Origin of the sequence: Mucilaginibacter sp. (genome assembly GCF_036568825.1) — a bacterium.
GTDB lineage: Bacteria > Bacteroidota > Bacteroidia > Sphingobacteriales > Sphingobacteriaceae > Mucilaginibacter.
On the sequence record NZ_DATCRU010000004.1, the window covers coordinates 45,338 to 61,708 of the forward strand.

Sequence of the window (16,371 nt, forward strand, 5' to 3'; positions counted from 1 at the left end):
ATGTTAAACGGCGAAATATGGATGAACTTAAGCCGTTCATACAGCTCAACTAAAACACAAAAACACAATGAAAAAAGCACTTCTTTTAATCGCAGTATTATTTTTAACAGCATTAGCTTCTTATGCACAAACTGAAAAAGGCAGCCAGACGCTGGGGGTCGATTTAGGATTTACCTACCTTAACTCTACTGGCATAACTGTTAATCCTTATGATAATTCAAATTATAATTCAAGCAATAAGTCGACAAGATTTAATATAGGACCTTCTTATAGTTATTTCATTGGAGATAAACTGGATTTGGGTACATCGCTATCTTATAGTCAAAATACATATAGCTATCCTCCGGGCAATAATTTAGAAAAGCAGTCGGAACGAGATTTCGGTGGAGCCATTTATTTGAGAAAATACTTTATGTTTCAGGAAAAGATAGGTCTGCGTGCCGGGCCACGAGTTGGTTATTATCACGATGTAAATAAAACAACTTATGGGCCATCCATGGCTATTTATAATGAGAATACTACAACTGACAATTTTGTTGGTGGCCTTAATCTCGATCTGGTGTACTATCCGTCAAAACATCTTGGCTTTACAGCGTCTCTGGCCAACCTGTATTACACACATTATAAATCAAATTCCGGTACTCAGGGTAATGCAAAGGGCGATAATTTTAATGCTTCGTTTATCAATGACGGATTATCATTGTCGATATTTTATGCATTTGGCAGATAAAAACGTGTAATAATATTATTACTTATTATTCACTAAACCTTCTGATTATAAAGCAATCATAGCTTTTATAAAAATATTCAGCCATGAAAAACTTATTGCTTATCTTCAGTATAGCACTGTTTACCGCTTGTGGTACGATACAGCCACATTATTTTGGCGATAAATTGCCACCAACTACTTCGGTTGACCTGTTTTATTCGGCCCATGATGTTAAACAACCTTACAAGGTAATAGGTCATTTAACGATGGACAACTTAGGACAGGAAGCCGTTAAATCCAAGATGTTGGACTATGCTAAAACAATTGGTGCGGACGCTATTGTCATCACGGGAAATACAATAGACGATGGTGGAAAAACCGGATCGGATATAGTAAATGCTGATGCATTAAAATACGAAAAGCAGTAGATTTTTCTCCGGATACGACTCAGGCCTTCCATTTGGAAGGCCTTTTTTGTTTCTAAGCAGCCCGCGTGAATATTAAAAATCAGTTATGATTTTTAATCAAAACATATCTTTTTCTCTCCCATATTTTCGCCTGTTTTAAGTGTTAAAACACACATAAGCAGCGAGTTAAATCAATAGAAATATTGACGAAAAATACTCTTTAGATAGTGCTTGTAACTTATTAATCCTTAACCTGTAATTAGGAAATTTCCAGCTGAAAAATTTATTTAAACAATTGTGAAATTCAGATTATTCTTTACTATATTTATGCGTCAACCTTATTAATATGTTTAACCGGACTTTGCTACTCATTTTGCTCGTTTTGAGCAGTACCATAAGTTTTTGCCAGGTTAAGGAAATTGTGGAGCGGGATGTACGGCACATCAGATATTTGCCTTATGGGCAATTTGGCTCCGGCCAATGGCAAAAAGAAGAACGCATCAATGCCAGGTACCGGAAAGAGAACCCAGCTTACCACGAAGTTTTAGCATTAGACACAGCAGCTATCCCTTACCTGATCGACATGATCAGCGATAGCACAGAGGCCAACATACGCGTACCCTGCGCAGCTCATAATCTAAAAGTGGGGGATGTTGCTTTTGCCTTATTAAATGATATTATCGTAATCCCATGGCATACAGTAACCGGCGAGGACTGGAACTCCTACAGCTGCGATGCCCTGCCTGATGGCGGATGGGGATATCTGTATTATCAGCGCGTAAAGTTTAAGAACCAGTTGAAGATGTTTTTTGCGAGCCAGCAGGGGAGAGTATGGCTGAGCATGTTTAAAGACAAAACTCTGGACAGGGAAACGAAAGCCCGTATGGCTAAAAGATTTAAAAGCCTCTCACTTGCTCCTACAGAAGTTGCGTCAACAACGGGAGAATGAGGATAATTATCTGAATTAATTGGGTGTCATGCTGAGGCACTCGAAGCATGGTGCGCAAAGACCCCTGCAAACTGCCAACTCGTAACTGCAAACTTATTGTCCCTTCCTCAACCTCTTCAACACCAGCAAATTCAACGCATTCTTACTATACCCCGTAATATTTTTCTGATACAAATTCACCAGCTTATCATAGTATAATATCACCACCGGCGATTGCTCCATTACCAGGTTATCCATTTGTTGGTACAGGGCATAACGTTTGGCTTTATCCGGTTCATGGTACGATTCATCAAAAAGGTGATCGAATTTTTTATTGTTAAAGCCGGTATAATTCGGTCCCCATGGTATTTTGTTTTTGGAGTAGAAAACGGAGAGATAATTTTCGCCATCCGGGTAATCAGCTATCCACGAGCCATAGAAAAAATTAACCCCATTTTTTGATACCAGTTCGCGCAGGCTTGCTCCCTGGGTTATTTCCACGCGGGTGTGTATGCCTACCTGGTCCAGTTGCCCTTGCACATATTCAATCAGGTCGCGGTAACCAACTGTAGTGGTAAGCAATATATCGGGCAGATTTTTACCATTAGGGAAACCCGCCTCTGCCAATAGTTCACGGGATTTTTCCGGATTGTAGATATATCCTTTTACCTTTTGTGCATCAAAACCAGGCATACCCGCGGGGATAAATCCTGCGCTACCGGCCGTGGCCATGCTGTTGCGCAGGTATTTGATCATCTTTTGCTTATCAATAGCATAATTAATGGCCTGTCGTATCTTTAAAATCTTCAACGGACTACCTTTAACTATCGGTAACGTGGTATCCACCAGCATACCCAGGTACATGGTATTAAGATATGGCCCCGAATTAAGGGTGAACTTACCTTTATACTTTTGTGTCATTTGCCCCGACTTGGTAAGAATATCGTCGCGGTAGCTGCCGTCAATATCATTTAGGAAATCGATCTTACCGGTCACAAACTCCATAAAGGCCGTTTGTTTGTCCCCTATAAATGTAGCGCGAATAGCATTCAGGTGGGGCATAGGGCTGCCATCTTTATCCTTTTCCCAATATTTTTCATTTTTCAGGAGAACCATCACTTCACCCTCTTTCCAGTATTTAAACTTAAAAGGGCCTGTCCCAACCGGATGGTTCCGGAAATCCTTGCCATAATAATCTACCACTTCATGAGGAACGACATCAGCGTACTGGGCAGTAAGCAGGCTCAGCAATGGCGGAAAAGGTTGTTTTAGTTTGATGATAAATGTGCTGTCATTTGGTGCACTAAAGGATTGTTTGCCCTCAACCTTATCGCTGAATATCCAAGATCCTGATGAAGCCACTTTTGGATCGATAAGTCTGCCGAAGCTATACACAAAGTCCGAGGCCACCGCCTGGCGTCCTTTACCATCTTTAAATAAAGGATCATCATGAAAATACACATCATTGCGGAGGTGGAAAATGTAAGTCAGCCCATTTTCTGATACCTGCCAGCTTTTGGCAACACAGGGTTGAATATTAAGACTGTCATCCACCTGAACCAACCCGTTGTAAATCTGGTTATCCATCCAGGTAGTGTTCTGGTTGCGGCAAAAGGCGGGATCGAGTGAGGTGAGCCCTTCATCCAGGTTGATGTTAAAAACTGTTTTTCCTTTAGACGGATCATTGCTATGGCAAGAAAATAAGAAAAGGAGAAAGGTGAAAGGTAAAAGGTAAAAGTTCAACCTCGAAAGTCGCTTTCTGCTTTGCGCTTCCTGCTTTACGCTTGAGATCAGTTTATTCATCACGACTAAGATAGTTTTTTGAGGTGAAAGCTTAAAGGAGAAAGGTAAAAGGGTGCTTTTGAATGAAAAGACCTTTCGCCCTTCACCTTTTCCCTTTCACCTTACCAAGAAAACTTTAAATTTGAAGCACGCGTTTAAATACCCCAATGGTAAGATTTACACTAAATCTGTTTATTATCCTTCTGTGTATCGTTTTTGTGAGCGGCATGTACGGCTGCAAGCATGAACTGATATCGCCAACAAATGTGGTGGATAGCTCGGTAGTAGCAGGCAGCGATACAGCAGGTTTAGTAAACGGAACCGGGAAAGCGGTAAAATTCAATCATCCTTTTGGCTTGGCAGTTGATGCTAATGGCAACTTATACATTGCAGATGAAGGCAACAACGTCATCCGCAAAATGGATAGTACGGGTTTGGTCAGCACTTTTGCCGGTATAGGCGGAGTGAAAGGATCGGCTAATGGGGTGGATAGCCTGGCGACTTTTAATAAGCCGTTTGGCGTAGCAACTGATGTAGCAGGAAACGTGTACGTAGCCGATGCAGGTAATAACCAGATCAGGATGATTGGTACTGCAGGCATGGTAAGCACTTTTGCAGGTACAGGGATTGCCGGTGCATCTGATGTTGCAGATTCTGTTTCCTTTAATTCACCTTTGGGTGTAGCTGTTGACGGCACCGGAAATGTGTATGTGGCCGATTATGAGAATAACCTGATACGCAAGATTACACAGGCAGGCGTGGTAAGTACGCTGGCAGGTTCAGGCGCCCAGGGTGCTGACGACGGTCTGGATACTGCAGCTACCTTTAACTTACCCGAAGCGTTAGCTGTTGATGCCGCAGGTAATGTGTATGTAGCTGATAACGGCAATAATTTAATACGAAAAGTTACTCCGATTGGTCAGGTAAGTACGTTTGCCGGCAGCGGCCAGCCTGGTAGCGGTGACGGCACAGGCAACGCAGCAAGTTTTAACTCACCATTTGGAATAGCCATCGATGCTAACGGCAATTTGTATGTAGCCGATTCGGGTAATAATCTGATCCGTAAGATAACACCCGGGGGAGTGGTTACTACCATTGCAGGCAGCGGCTCAAAAGGCGCAAATGACGGAACGGGCAAGGCTGCAAGCTTCAATACCCCATCAGGTATTGCAATTGATAAATCGGGTAATATCTATGTAGCTGATGAAAACAACAATCTTATCAGGAAAATAACACAGGCAGGCGCAGTAACCACTATCTCAAAAGCTCACATTAATAGTCAGTTAAAAACTGTTGTCAGACCCCAAAAAATCAGATAAATATCTGAGGTTCTCGTTCTCTGTTTTTCGCCTAATTATTAATTTGTTTCTCTATGGTTAACAAAAGTTGAAAACTCTACAGAAATTATAGATTAATTAGGAAAATTAGAGTGTAAAGTTTACATTTGATATAATACCGACAATTATAAACTAAATCGCCTGATTTTCAATGGTTTCAAAAGATGAATTAAAGGGCATTTACGCCATGCTTCCGACTGAGAAGCTCATGGAAATTATTGATAATAAGTTCGGTTACACGGAGTTAGCTGTTTCTGTAGCTTTTGAAGAATTGGCAAGCAGGAGTATTTCGGAAGAAGAAATAAAAAACTATAAGTTTAAACAGTTAGAGAAGCTCAATAAATACATCAAAAATAACATTTCGCACGACCTGGCATTTGCCGAGAAAAACCTGTTCTATTTCCTTTTCATTCCATTATTTACTTTTCCTTTTAAGCACGGTTTTAAGGAAAAAGGTTATTCGTTAAAAGTGAGACAGGCAAACTATTATACGATTTTCGGATTTATCTTTTTCGCGATGGCCTCATGGTTTCTATACCGGGGGATGTCCAACCTATTTGTAATGGCTTTCTGGCTTGGGGGATTCATCCCGGCTTATATGATGGATGAATTATTTAACCGCCAGCGTCAGATACGCAAGCTTCAAAAACTGTTCGGTTCGCTTCAGCCCGAAGAATCACGCGGAGAGCAGGACGCCTGACCCCTTTTCCTTTCAAAATAAGAACGATGTCATTTCGATGAGCTGCTCGGGCTGAGTAGTGGAGCGAAGAGAAATCTTATACACCCTGCGAAGTCTGCGAGTCGCTGGTATAAGTTTTCTCCTCACCCCAAGGATCAATTCCAACCCTGTTCGTTCGTATGACATTGGTTTTGTTAGTTGGTAAAAATTGTTTTTATTCCTGATAATTCCCCCTGAACGGGGGATTAGCAGATCGTTTAGCAGAAGTATCTTTGATCAGGCTAATGTAGATGCATGCTAATAAGATCAGTTAATTTAATTGTCTTTACATTATTCTTTAGCGGAGCTGTCGCCCAGGTGTCATACCCCGGTGGGCAGCTCCCTTCTGATACACCTCAACTCTTCGCGAAAAGCTGACACGATTTTAGGATTAAAATGATTTTCATGAGGAAGGAATCATTTTAATCCTAAAAATCCTTTAATCGTGTCAGAATTGAAAGTATATAAACGCCTTACTGGTTCCCTGGCTTAAAATAATCAGTATCAGCATCCCTGCCCATATGATACTCACCGCCCACGGTGGCATCTTTGATACAGATTTCAGGAAAGTCGTATTCCGCATAGACCAGTGAACGATCAGCATAATGCCGATTACTACAAATACCTTGATAATATCCATGGTTGTCAATAAAGGAGGTCCGACAGGGGCTAGTCTGCCCGACATGGAAGCCAGGAGCAATCCGGCGCTGCTGAATGTTGTGGAACGGAAAAATACCCAGGTTATGCAGATCAATATAAAAGTGAGCAGCGCATAAACAAAACTGGCAGATTTTTTACCGATCAATGGCGGACCGAAAGAAGCGGTAACGACCACGGGTTGGGGCGTATCCTCAGCTGGGGCATTCGATACTTTAGAACGACTGTCGCGAATGGCTTTTTCAATCCACAGATATACACCGTGCAAACCGCCCCATGCTACAAATGTCCAGTTGGCACCATGCCACAAACCGCCGATGAGCATGGTGATCATCAGATTGATGTAAGTACGAAATTTCCCTTTACGATTGCCGCCAAGTGGAATATACAGGTAATCGCGTAACCAGGAAGAAAGGGTGATATGCCATCTGCGCCAGAAATCGGAAAAGCCGACTGCGCCGTACGGGCATAAAAAGTTCTGCGGCAGAATAAAACCAAGACACATCGCAACACCAATTGCGGAAGTTGAATATCCTGCAAAATCAAAAAATATCTGTCCGGAAAAGGCCAGTACTCCTGCCCAGGCATCAAGCGGTCCAATTGGTATCCCGGCGCCAAAAACCGTATCAGCGGTAGATGAAAGCAGCGTGTCGGCGCATACTACCTTCATGAATAAACCTAGCGTTAAAAGCATCAGCCCATCTAACAGTTGCTGTTTGGTTGCTTTGCGTGGTGTTTCAAACTGTGGTACCAGTTGCGGCGGACGAACAATTGGCCCCGCCACCAGGTGAGGGAAGAAGGTAACAAACAAGGCAAAATCAAGCATGGATTTTACCGGTTCACTTTTCTTTTTATACATATCCACAGTGTAGCAAAGCGTAGTAAATGTGTAGAATGAAATACCGGCCGGAAGGATAATATTCGGTTTAGCCGGGTGGAAATCGATACCTAATAAGTTCGTCAGCTGAACAAAGTTTTCGAGGATAAAGCCGCCATATTTAAAGAAGCACAGCATGCCAAGGTTACCGATCAGACTGATTACCAGCAATAGTCTTCGCTTGTAAATGTTAGGCTGGGTATATAACGCCCGGCCAACAAAGAAATCTACAACAGTTGATAGCCACAATAATAATATAAATGGTGGGTTCCAGGCCGCATAGAACATGTAACTGGCTATTAGCAGGTTGATCTTTTTTGCCCTCCATGATATAGGAAGATTATGCAATAGCAGCATAATAGCAAAAAATGCGATGAAGGTATATGAGTTAAAAACCATGGTGCAGGGAGTTTTTATTAGTTAGGTTAGAAACTGTTTTGGCAGGTTGGTTAAAACTCCAGCCTTTTTCTTTTTCGAGTATGTTGATGAGGTTTTCAGTGTAGATCACTGCACCGGCCTGACTCAAATGCGAAAGTTCAGGGCAATCAAGCTTAGCCATAGCAGGATAATCAGCAAAAAAGATTCCTTTACAGCCGGTTTCTGCTATAAGCCTGTCCCAATACACTTTTCGCGGGTAATGTTTCTGTTCCCATGCCCATAGGAAGCCGGTAGACGGTGGCCGTACAAACAGCACATCGCCGCCCCTGGCCCTGATCTTATTTACATCATTTTTTACAGATAATATGGTAGAGTCAAGGTCTTTTCCGTTCATAGGTGGCGTAGGGTCTCCCAGTAACATTGCCCAGATTGCTTTGACCTGGTTGTGCTGATTGGTGTCGGCTACAAATTCAGGCGTCATAATATTCTGCCGGTCGTACACTGTGCGGCTAAAACCCGAAGGGAAATCCAAGAATGGGTAAACTCCCGGCCGGTCTTTTACGTGGAGCCGCCCCAGTAATGCATTCAGGGCATAGCGGCCTTCATTCAAAAATACCAGGTGGGATTCTAAGGGTTTATCCAGCACAAAGCTTACTTTTTGCGCAGGGGTCCGTTTTTTATAATAGGATACAAAGGCGTCGGGGTAGCTATTGCCACGGTGACTGAAGAATAGAAATTCCACAACATCTACAATTAACTTGCCCTTAAAATTGGTGTCATTAGCAAGATCGGTCAAAAAATGGCGGGGAGAAGAGGCCACCATTGCTAACTGCACAGCATGAGTGCCCGTTTGCTTTTCCCATGTGGAAATGTCGAGGTCATATTTCATGCGCGAAGAGCCGGTGAATACGGTAGCTTTGTCAGAAGGTTCGTAAGCCATTGCCCGGCTATGTGCCCATAACTCAGGTCCGTCATCATAATCTGCAACTCCGCCTGCATTTCTGAGATAAAGCTCGAGGGAAACAAAAAAAGCGAGAGCAATAATTACAGCTGCTACAGCTGTTTTAACAGTAATATGGGTTTGCATAGTCGAAAAATTTAAAGTCCGGAAAAAGTATCAGCACAATAAAAATTCCATCACATGCTATTGCATCAATAGCATAACATCAACTAGGGGTAATAAAAGTGTTAGCGTTATATAAGATATAATAAGGTTCTCTAAATTAGGTATTTAAATATAAAAAACAAATATATTTTATACCAAATAATATTTATTATTACAATATTCATAGAGTTGATTGTGTGAGTAGTTGATTATGTTGAATAAATAATAAATTAAACCATCAACTGCTCAACTACTTAACCAATCAACAAATTTCCTATCTTGGTCTTCATAAAACCTGTCACAATGAAAAGAATATTCCTTATAGCTGTCGTTTTAATTTGTTCCTGCAGCCATTTCGATCACCGCTCAAACCAACAGAAAGCAGAAGATTTGGCCAGGCATTATCTTGATTCAGCATTAAAAGGTCAAGGCGATTTTAAAGCCATCAAGTTCGGTAAAGTGGATTCTCTTTTAGAAGCTACCTCAAAAAGCAAGCGCCAGATCGGCTGGTCGCTTTATGCTTCTTACCAGGGTAATGATGCCTATGGCGCTTATGAGGTGCATAGAGTGATCTTGAAGATTGACTCAGGCTTTTCTAAGGTGTTGACGGTAAGTGATTATAGGCCTTAGGTTAAGGTTGTATTGGTTGTAGCGGTTGTATTGGTTGAAGTAGTAGAGTTTACAACATTTACACATTAAAAATTAATACAACCAGTACAACCAATACAACTTCTACAACCAATAATTCCACTCAAAAACTTGCAATTATATAAGTACTTATATAAATTGCACAATGAATTTCTATGAGAGCCTTGGCTATCTTGTTTTGGGTAGCCGGTTAAGGCGTTTGAGCGAATCCTTTTTGTCCGAAATAAACAAAACTTACCAGGCTGCAGGCATTGAGTTTGATGCCAGTTGGTTTCCTGTGTTTTATCTTTTACTGAATAATGGTACCCTATCTATCAAAGAGCTAAGCGATACGATAGGCGTATCCCATCCGGCAGCAAGTCAACTTGTGGCCAACCTCAAGAACAGGAAACTCATAAAAACTACAACCGCTGCTGATGATGGTCGCAGGCAACTGGTGCAGCTAACAAAAGCCGGTCATGCTTTGCTTGATCGTATCCTGCCAATTTGGGAAGCCATGAGTCAGGCTATGGAAGATCTTACTGATGCCGAGCCTGAATGCCAGCACCTGTTGCCTGCTATAACCGCTCTTGAGAATAAGTTCCGTTCGGTAAGCCTGTCAGAGAAGATAAGCGAAAAATTGTCCACCCTAAAACATGCCGATCATGGAAAAGTCCTTTAATTATGGCACCGGGCATTTAACCATTGGCACCTGCCTGGATATTGCTTCGGGTAAGGTAAAGGGAATTATTGGATCCGCTGCACATGCTAATATCCGTGCATCATGGCTGGAAGTAGGGAAGATTGTAGAAAGAGAGATACCTGTCTATGGTATCAATACAGGCTTTGGCCCTTTATGCAATACGCACATCCCTGAAGAAGATACCTGTACGCTGCAATATAATCTGCTCAAAAGTCACAGCGTTGGTGTAGGTAAACCTATCCCAACAGAAATTGCCAAGCTGATGCTGATCACTAAAGTGCATGCATTGGCGCAAGGCTATTCAGGTATATCAATGCCAACCATTGAGCGTATCATCTGGCATATTGATAATGATGTCATCCCGGTTGTTCCTGAAAAAGGATCAGTGGGCGCTTCCGGCGATTTGGCTCCTTTAGCTCACCTGTTTTTACCCTTGATTGGTCTTGGTGAAGTAGAGGAAAACGGCAAGATGGTACCGACATCCGAAATGCTGAAAAAAAATGGACTGCAACCTATAAAGCTTGGCCCGAAAGAAGGTTTAGCGTTGATCAATGGCACTCAATTCATCTTGTCGTTTGCTATAAAAGCAGTTCAACGCCTGCACCGGGTTTTGCAAACGGCGGATATTATAGGAGCGATGTCATTGGAAGGACTGATGGGTTCAGCTCGGCCATTTGATCCGCGCCTGCATAATATCCGTCCTTTTAAAGGAACCCGGTTTGTAGCCCATCGTTTATTCACTTTACTGGAGCATTCAGAAATATTAAACTCTCATGTGGATTGCGACCGCGTGCAAGACCCTTATTCGCTGCGTTGTATCCCGCAAGTGCATGGCGCCTCAAGAAATGCCTGGTTACATTTAAAGGAGTTGACAGAGATCGAGCTAAACTCAGTGACCGATAATCCAATTGTTTTTAATGCCGACGATACTATCAGCGGTGGAAACTTCCACGGTCAGCCGTTGGCTTTGCCTTTGGATTATGCTACCGTCGCTGCTGCCGAGATAGGCAATATAGCCGATCGCCGCTGTTACCTGATGAGTGAAGGTCGGTATGGTTTACCAAAATTATTGGTTCCCGATGCTGGTTTAAATTCTGGCTTGATGATTCCGCAATACACCACCGCTGCATTAGTGACTGAGAATAAAACCCTGTGCTTTCCTGCAAGTGCCGACAGCGTACCAACCTCATTAGGTCAGGAGGACCACGTATCAATGGGTTCTGTAAGCGGACGGAAACTGCATCAGGTATTAGATAACATTGAATACATTCAGGCTATCGAACTGTTGTATGCGGTGCAGGCCATGGATTTCCGGCGACCATTAAAATCGACCCCGGTATTGGAAGCCTGTCATAATTATGTGCGCGAGCATGTGCCCTTTATTAACGACGACCGCATTTTTGCCGACGACATCAAACAATTGCATAAAATTATTTGTGATGGTTCATTACTCAGGATAGTGAACTCCATTGCTGAGAAAAACGATATAAAACTGGATAACGATGACGAGTTCAGAATTTATTAAGACTTACGCCAACCACCCGGTTTACAAAGCGCCAAGAGGGATGCAACTGCACGCCAAAAGCTGGCAAACGGAAGCGCCCTTACGCATGCTGCTGAACAACCTCGACGGCCAGGTGGCTGAAAATCCGGATGAACTGGTAGTGTATGGCGGCATTGGTCAGGCTGCGCGTAACCAGGAATCATTGCGAAAGATCATTGAGTTATTGTTGGAACTAGATGAAGATCATTCATTACTGATCCAGTCAGGTAAGCCGGTGGGTATCATCCGCAGTCACCCTGAAGCACCGCGTGTGCTGATCGCCAATAGTAACCTGGTACCTGCATGGGCCACATGGGAGCATTTTAATGAACTGCGCGCCAAAGGCCTGATGATGTTTGGGCAGATGACTGCCGGTAGCTGGATATACATCGGTACGCAAGGCATTTTGCAGGGTACTTATGAGACTTTTGTAGAATGCGGTCGCCAGCATTTTAATAATGATCTTAAAGGCAAGCTCATCGTCAGTGCCGGATTAGGCGGAATGGGTGGCGCTCAACCGTTAGCGGCTACTATGGCGGGCGCTGTGTTTTTAGGTGCTGATGTAGATGAATCGCGTATACAAAAACGCGTTGATACCAAATACATCGATCGGATGACACACTCTTACGAAGAAGCCATCGAATGGGTAAAAGATGCAATGGAGTTGGGCGAAGAATTATCGGTAGGACTGGTAAGCGATGCCGGCGATTTGCTCGATCGCCTGATAAAAGATAACATCGTGCCACACATGCTCACCGACCAAACATCGGCCCACGATCCATTGAATGGATATATTCCAAATGGATTATCGCTTACACTGGCATCTGTACTGCGTAAAAGCGACCCCGAAGAGTATAAACGTCTTTCGCTTAAAAGCATGGCGCGTCATGTGGGCTTGATGCTCGATTTGCAGGCGATGGGTGCCATAACATTTGATTACGGTAACAACCTGCGAGAGTTTGCCCGCCAGGGTGGTGAACTTGCTGCATTTGATTTCCCCGGATTCACGCCGGCTTATATCCGCCCGCTATTTTGTGAAGGAAAAGGGCCGTTCAGGTGGGTCGCGTTATCAGGCGATCCGGAAGATATTTATACAACTGACAGAGCATTAATAGAGGCCTTCCCCGAAAATAAACACCTGATCAACTGGCTCAAAAAAGCGCAGGAAAGGATCGCTTTTCAAGGCTTGCCAGCACGTATTTGCTGGCTGGGCATGGGTGAGCGTGAGAAAGCGGGACTAATATTTAATGAACTGGTAGCAAGCGGAAAAGTAAAAGGCCCGATAGTGATCGGCCGCGACCATTTGGATTGCGGCTCGGTAGCGTCGCCTAACCGCGAAACCGAAGCCATGAAAGACGGCTCAGATGCCGTATCCGACTGGCCGCTGCTCAACCTGATGGCGAATACTTCGGGAGGGGCAACATGGGTATCTTTTCACCATGGCGGCGGGGTTGGCATGGGCTACTCACAGCATGCCGGTATGGTGATAGTAGCCGATGGCACAGAGCGAGCAGCAAAATGTTTGAAAAGGGTATTATACAATGATCCGGCCATGGGGATATTCAGGCATACCGATGCCGGGTATGAGGAGGCGGAGGAAACGGCAGAGAGGTTTGGATTGAAAATATAGATAGATGAGCTTCACAAATAAAAAAACTGTCATGCTGAACTTGTTTCAGCACCCCACATGCTAGATATGTAACATGCTGGGTGTGCTGCATAGCGCCGGCCTGTCCTGTGGGTTCCCGAAACAAGTTCGGGATGACATATTGGGATAAACAAAATAAAAATTGATGAAAAAACTCATCGGTCCATTTACGCAACTCCTTCCTTTATCGGGATTACCGATGAAAGGCTCGATTGCGGATGACAAATTGCAGATCATCCCGCAAGGAGGCGTATTGACCGATGACGGATTGATAACAGAAGTCGGAGATTTTGAGGCTCTAAAAAGATCAAAACCCGATGCGCAAATAGAAGAAATATCCGGAGATCACGTTTTGCTTCCCGGCTTTGTTGATTGCCACACACATTTATGTTTTGCAGGCAGCCGAGCAAAGGATTACGCCCTGCGCATTGCCGGTAAAAGCTATCTGGAAATTGCTAAATCTGGAGGTGGTATCTGGGATTCGGTAACGCAAACCCGTAAAGCCAGCAAAGATGAGTTGGTCGATCTGCTCCTGCAAAGGGTAGATCAGCATGCCAAAAATGGCATCACCACCATCGAAGTAAAAAGCGGCTACGGCTTAAGGGTTGAAGAAGAACTGAAGCAACTACAAGCCATTAAAGAAGCAGCCGAAAAAAGCAAAGCTGACCTCATCCCCACCTGCCTTGCGACACATATCTTGCCAAAAGACTTTAATGGTCCCGTAGAAGAATACTTAGAGGTGATACTAAATAAACTCCTCCCCAAAATAAAAAACGATAACCTGGCTAACCGGGTAGATATATTTATTGAAGACGGCGCTTTCAACACCGCCAATGCTGCCTGCTATTTAGAGGTGGCCAAGAAAATGGGCTTTGATATCACCGTTCATGCCGACCAGTTCAGCACCGGCGGCAGCGAAGTGGCGGTGAACGTCGGTGCTGTATCTGCCGATCACCTCGAGGCCAGCGGAGAAGAAGAAATTAAACGAATAGCTGCTTCCGAAACGGTTGCAGTTGCATTGCCGGGCGCTTCCTTAGGTTTGGGTATGGGTTTTGCCCCTGCGCGACATTTATTAAACGCAGGGGCGTGCCTGGCCATCGCCAGCGACTGGAACCCCGGCTCGGCCCCCATGGGCGATTTGCTGATGCAGGCCTCCATACTAAGCACCTACGAAAAGCTAACCACCGCCGAAACCTTCGCCGCCCTCACCTTCCGCGCCGCCAAAGCTCTAAATTTGCACGACCGCGGCGTTCTAGAAAAAGGTAAATTGGCGGATATGCAGGCTTATCCAACCAACGATTACCGCGAGATACTATATCATCAAGGGAAATTGAAACCAATTAAAATATATAAGAAAGGAGAAGCGATATGAGTTCTATTTCGAATTTGTTATCTCATATCTCAAATCCCACATCTCAAATCTTCTAAAACCATGCAGTTAATAGAATGTGTACCAAATTTCAGCGAAGGCCGCGACCCGAATGTCATCAAACAGATCACCGATGCGGTGGAAGCTGTTGAAGGCGTGCGGTTGCTGAATGTTGATCCCGGTAAGGCCACAAACCGTACGGTAGTAACCTTTGTTGGCGAACCCGAGCAGGTGATAGAAGCGGCATACAAGGCTATAAAAAAGGCCGGTGAAGTGATCGATATGAGCAAACATACCGGCGAGCATCCCCGCATGGGCGCTACCGATGTTTGTCCGCTGATACCTATTAGTAACATCAGCATGGAGGAAACGGCGGAGTATGCCCGTAGACTGGCGGAGCGCGTTGGCACAGAGTTGAACCTGCCCGTTTATTTGTATGAGTATGCCCAGCCGGATAAGAAACGCAGCAACCTGTCGGTGATCCGTGCGGGAGAGTATGAAGGATTTTTTAAGAAGATAACGCAACCGGAGTGGAAGCCCGACTTCGGTCCGGCGGAGTTTGATGCCAGGCGTGGGGCCACGGTGATTGGGGCGCGCGATTTCCTGGTAGCTTATAACGTCAACCTGAACACAACCTCAGTACGTCGTGCCAATTCCATTGCTTTTGACGTGCGCGAAGCAGGCCGCATAATGCGCGAAGGCGACCCCATCAACGGCAAGATCATCAATGATGAAAATGGTAAACCGCGTACCATCCCCGGTTCGCTCAAATCGGTAAAGGCCATCGGCTGGTATATTGAGGAGTATGGCGTGGCGCAGATATCCATGAACCTCACCAATATCCAGGTAACGCCCGTTCACAAGGCGTTCGACGAGGTGTGCACCAAAGCCAACGACCGCGGCATACGCGTAACCGGCAGCGAACTGGTGGGACTTATCCCCCTCAAATCCATGCTGGATGCCGGAAAGTATTTCCTTGCCAAACAACAACGTTCAACCGGCGTAAGCGAGAAAGAACTCATCCGCATTGCCATCAAATCAATGGGATTGGATGAACTGGGCCCTTTCAACCCAGAAGAACGCATCATTGAATACCTGCTAAAAGACAAGGCCGACAGCAAGCTCATCAGCATGAGCCTAACCGACTTTGCCGACGAAACGGCCAGCGAAAGTCCTGCGCCGGGTGGTGGTTCCATCTCCGCTTATGTGGGTGCGCTTGGCGCGTCACTGGCGGCTATGGTGGCCAACCTGTCCTCACATAAAAAGGGTTGGGACGACCGCTGGAAAGAGTTCAGCGGCTGGGCCGAACGCGGGCAGCATTACAAAAACGAGTTGGTGCGACTGGTTGACCAGGATACCCTGGCCTTTAACCAGATCATGACCTCATTTGCCCTCCCCAAAACAACTGACGAGGAAAAGACAGCCCGCACCGAAGCCATACAACTAGCCACCAAACTGGCCATCGAAGTGCCGTTTAAAGTAATGAAGGCCGCTTACCAAAGCATGGAAGTAATAAAAGCCATGGCCGAAACCGGCAACCCCAACTCGGTAACCGACGCCGGCGTAGCTGCCCTCTGCGCCCG

General features: G+C 44.7%; 14 protein-coding genes. 11 read left to right on the forward strand and 3 right to left on the reverse strand.

The features are described 5' to 3' along the window. Nucleotides 1-67: 67 nt before the first annotated feature. The 3 genes from VIM89_RS00905 (at nucleotide 68) to VIM89_RS00915 (ending at nucleotide 2,065) form a co-directional block, all read left to right on the forward strand. Entirely contained in the window at nucleotides 68-730 is a 663-nt protein-coding gene (locus VIM89_RS00905) for an outer membrane beta-barrel protein (protein WP_488154233.1), read from the forward strand. 83 nt (nucleotides 731-813) lie between these two features. Beyond that, the gene (locus VIM89_RS00910; RefSeq protein WP_488154234.1) at nucleotides 814-1,137 is read left to right on the forward strand and encodes a hypothetical protein; all 324 of its coding nucleotides are present in this window, start codon (nucleotides 814-816) and stop codon (nucleotides 1,135-1,137) included. Nucleotides 1,138-1,462: 325 nt separating this feature from the next. Beyond that, nucleotides 1,463-2,065: a hypothetical protein gene (locus tag VIM89_RS00915; RefSeq protein WP_488154235.1), complete on the forward strand. Its 603-nt coding sequence runs from the start codon at nucleotides 1,463-1,465 to the stop codon at nucleotides 2,063-2,065. A 93-nt stretch (nucleotides 2,066-2,158) separates the two neighbouring features. On the opposite strand, the gene VIM89_RS00920 is transcribed toward VIM89_RS00915, so the two are convergent. Next, complete coding sequence (locus tag VIM89_RS00920) at nucleotides 2,159-3,847, reverse strand: ABC transporter substrate-binding protein (protein WP_488154236.1); 1,689 nt, start codon at nucleotides 3,845-3,847, stop codon at nucleotides 2,159-2,161. Between the two features lie 146 nt (nucleotides 3,848-3,993). Here VIM89_RS00920 and VIM89_RS00925 point away from each other — a divergent pair, with 146 nt between their 5' ends. Next, nucleotides 3,994-5,145 (forward strand): NHL repeat-containing protein, encoded by a 1,152-nt coding sequence (locus tag VIM89_RS00925; RefSeq protein WP_488154237.1) that lies wholly within the window; start codon nucleotides 3,994-3,996, stop codon nucleotides 5,143-5,145. A 169-nt stretch (nucleotides 5,146-5,314) separates the two neighbouring features. After that, on the forward strand, nucleotides 5,315-5,863 hold the full coding sequence (locus VIM89_RS00930; RefSeq protein WP_488154238.1) for a hypothetical protein: 549 nt from the start codon (nucleotides 5,315-5,317) through the stop codon (nucleotides 5,861-5,863). A gap of 466 nt (nucleotides 5,864-6,329) precedes the next feature. Here VIM89_RS00930 and VIM89_RS00935 read toward each other — a convergent pair whose 3' ends face one another. Together VIM89_RS00935 and VIM89_RS00940 are read right to left on the reverse strand one after the other, a co-directional pair. Continuing rightward, the gene (locus VIM89_RS00935) at nucleotides 6,330-7,814 is read right to left on the reverse strand and encodes an MBOAT family O-acyltransferase (protein WP_488154239.1); all 1,485 of its coding nucleotides are present in this window, start codon (nucleotides 7,812-7,814) and stop codon (nucleotides 6,330-6,332) included. Further along, entirely contained in the window at nucleotides 7,804-8,880 is a 1,077-nt protein-coding gene (locus tag VIM89_RS00940) for a hypothetical protein (protein ID WP_488154240.1), read from the reverse strand. The genes VIM89_RS00935 and VIM89_RS00940 overlap by 11 nt, the downstream gene beginning before the upstream one ends. A 321-nt stretch (nucleotides 8,881-9,201) precedes the next feature. Between VIM89_RS00940 and VIM89_RS00945 the strand changes: the two genes are divergently transcribed. From VIM89_RS00945 to ftcD, 6 genes are all read left to right on the forward strand, one after another. Next, on the forward strand, nucleotides 9,202-9,528 hold the full coding sequence (locus VIM89_RS00945) for a hypothetical protein (RefSeq protein WP_488154241.1): 327 nt from the start codon (nucleotides 9,202-9,204) through the stop codon (nucleotides 9,526-9,528). A gap of 163 nt (nucleotides 9,529-9,691) precedes the next feature. Beyond that, entirely contained in the window at nucleotides 9,692-10,207 is a 516-nt protein-coding gene (locus VIM89_RS00950) for a MarR family winged helix-turn-helix transcriptional regulator (protein WP_488154242.1), read from the forward strand. Then, nucleotides 10,191-11,753, forward strand: a complete 1,563-nt coding sequence (hutH, locus tag VIM89_RS00955; protein WP_488154243.1) for a histidine ammonia-lyase — start codon at nucleotides 10,191-10,193, stop codon at nucleotides 11,751-11,753. Before VIM89_RS00950 ends, hutH begins: the two co-directional genes overlap by 17 nt. Further along, a complete protein-coding gene (hutU, locus tag VIM89_RS00960; protein WP_488154244.1) occupies nucleotides 11,731-13,401 on the forward strand; it encodes a urocanate hydratase in 1,671 nt (556 codons plus the stop codon). The genes hutH and hutU overlap by 23 nt, the downstream gene beginning before the upstream one ends. 163 nt (nucleotides 13,402-13,564) lie before the next feature. After that, nucleotides 13,565-14,791 carry an imidazolonepropionase gene (gene hutI / locus VIM89_RS00965; RefSeq protein WP_488154245.1) on the forward strand — a complete coding sequence of 409 codons (1,227 nt, stop codon included), beginning with the start codon at nucleotides 13,565-13,567 and terminating at the stop codon, nucleotides 14,789-14,791. Nucleotides 14,792-14,851: 60 nt separating this feature from the next. Next, nucleotides 14,852-16,371, forward strand: a 1,520-nt coding sequence (gene ftcD / locus VIM89_RS00970; RefSeq protein WP_488154246.1) for a glutamate formimidoyltransferase, incomplete at its 3' end; no start/stop codon positions are given.

Excerpts from the sequence above, each read along its gene's own strand:
- VIM89_RS00940 (WP_488154240.1), bottom strand. The coding sequence starts at position 8,880 with ATGCAAACCCATATTACTGTTAAAACAGCTGTAGCAGCTGTAATTATT.
- VIM89_RS00950 (WP_488154242.1), top strand. The coding sequence starts at position 9,692 with ATGAATTTCTATGAGAGCCTTGGCTATCTTGTTTTGGGTAGCCGGTTA.
- VIM89_RS00935 (WP_488154239.1), bottom strand. The coding sequence starts at position 7,814 with ATGGTTTTTAACTCATATACCTTCATCGCATTTTTTGCTATTATGCTG.
- hutH (WP_488154243.1), top strand. The coding sequence starts at position 10,191 with ATGGAAAAGTCCTTTAATTATGGCACCGGGCATTTAACCATTGGCACC.
- hutI (WP_488154245.1), top strand. The coding sequence starts at position 13,565 with ATGAAAAAACTCATCGGTCCATTTACGCAACTCCTTCCTTTATCGGGA.
- VIM89_RS00925 (WP_488154237.1), top strand. The coding sequence starts at position 3,994 with ATGGTAAGATTTACACTAAATCTGTTTATTATCCTTCTGTGTATCGTT.
- VIM89_RS00920 (WP_488154236.1), bottom strand. The coding sequence starts at position 3,847 with ATGAATAAACTGATCTCAAGCGTAAAGCAGGAAGCGCAAAGCAGAAAG.
- hutU (WP_488154244.1), top strand. The coding sequence starts at position 11,731 with ATGACGAGTTCAGAATTTATTAAGACTTACGCCAACCACCCGGTTTAC.
- VIM89_RS00945 (WP_488154241.1), top strand. The coding sequence starts at position 9,202 with ATGAAAAGAATATTCCTTATAGCTGTCGTTTTAATTTGTTCCTGCAGC.
- VIM89_RS00905 (WP_488154233.1), top strand. The coding sequence starts at position 68 with ATGAAAAAAGCACTTCTTTTAATCGCAGTATTATTTTTAACAGCATTA.
- VIM89_RS00915 (WP_488154235.1), top strand. The coding sequence starts at position 1,463 with ATGTTTAACCGGACTTTGCTACTCATTTTGCTCGTTTTGAGCAGTACC.
- VIM89_RS00910 (WP_488154234.1), top strand. The coding sequence starts at position 814 with ATGAAAAACTTATTGCTTATCTTCAGTATAGCACTGTTTACCGCTTGT.
- VIM89_RS00930 (WP_488154238.1), top strand. The coding sequence starts at position 5,315 with ATGGTTTCAAAAGATGAATTAAAGGGCATTTACGCCATGCTTCCGACT.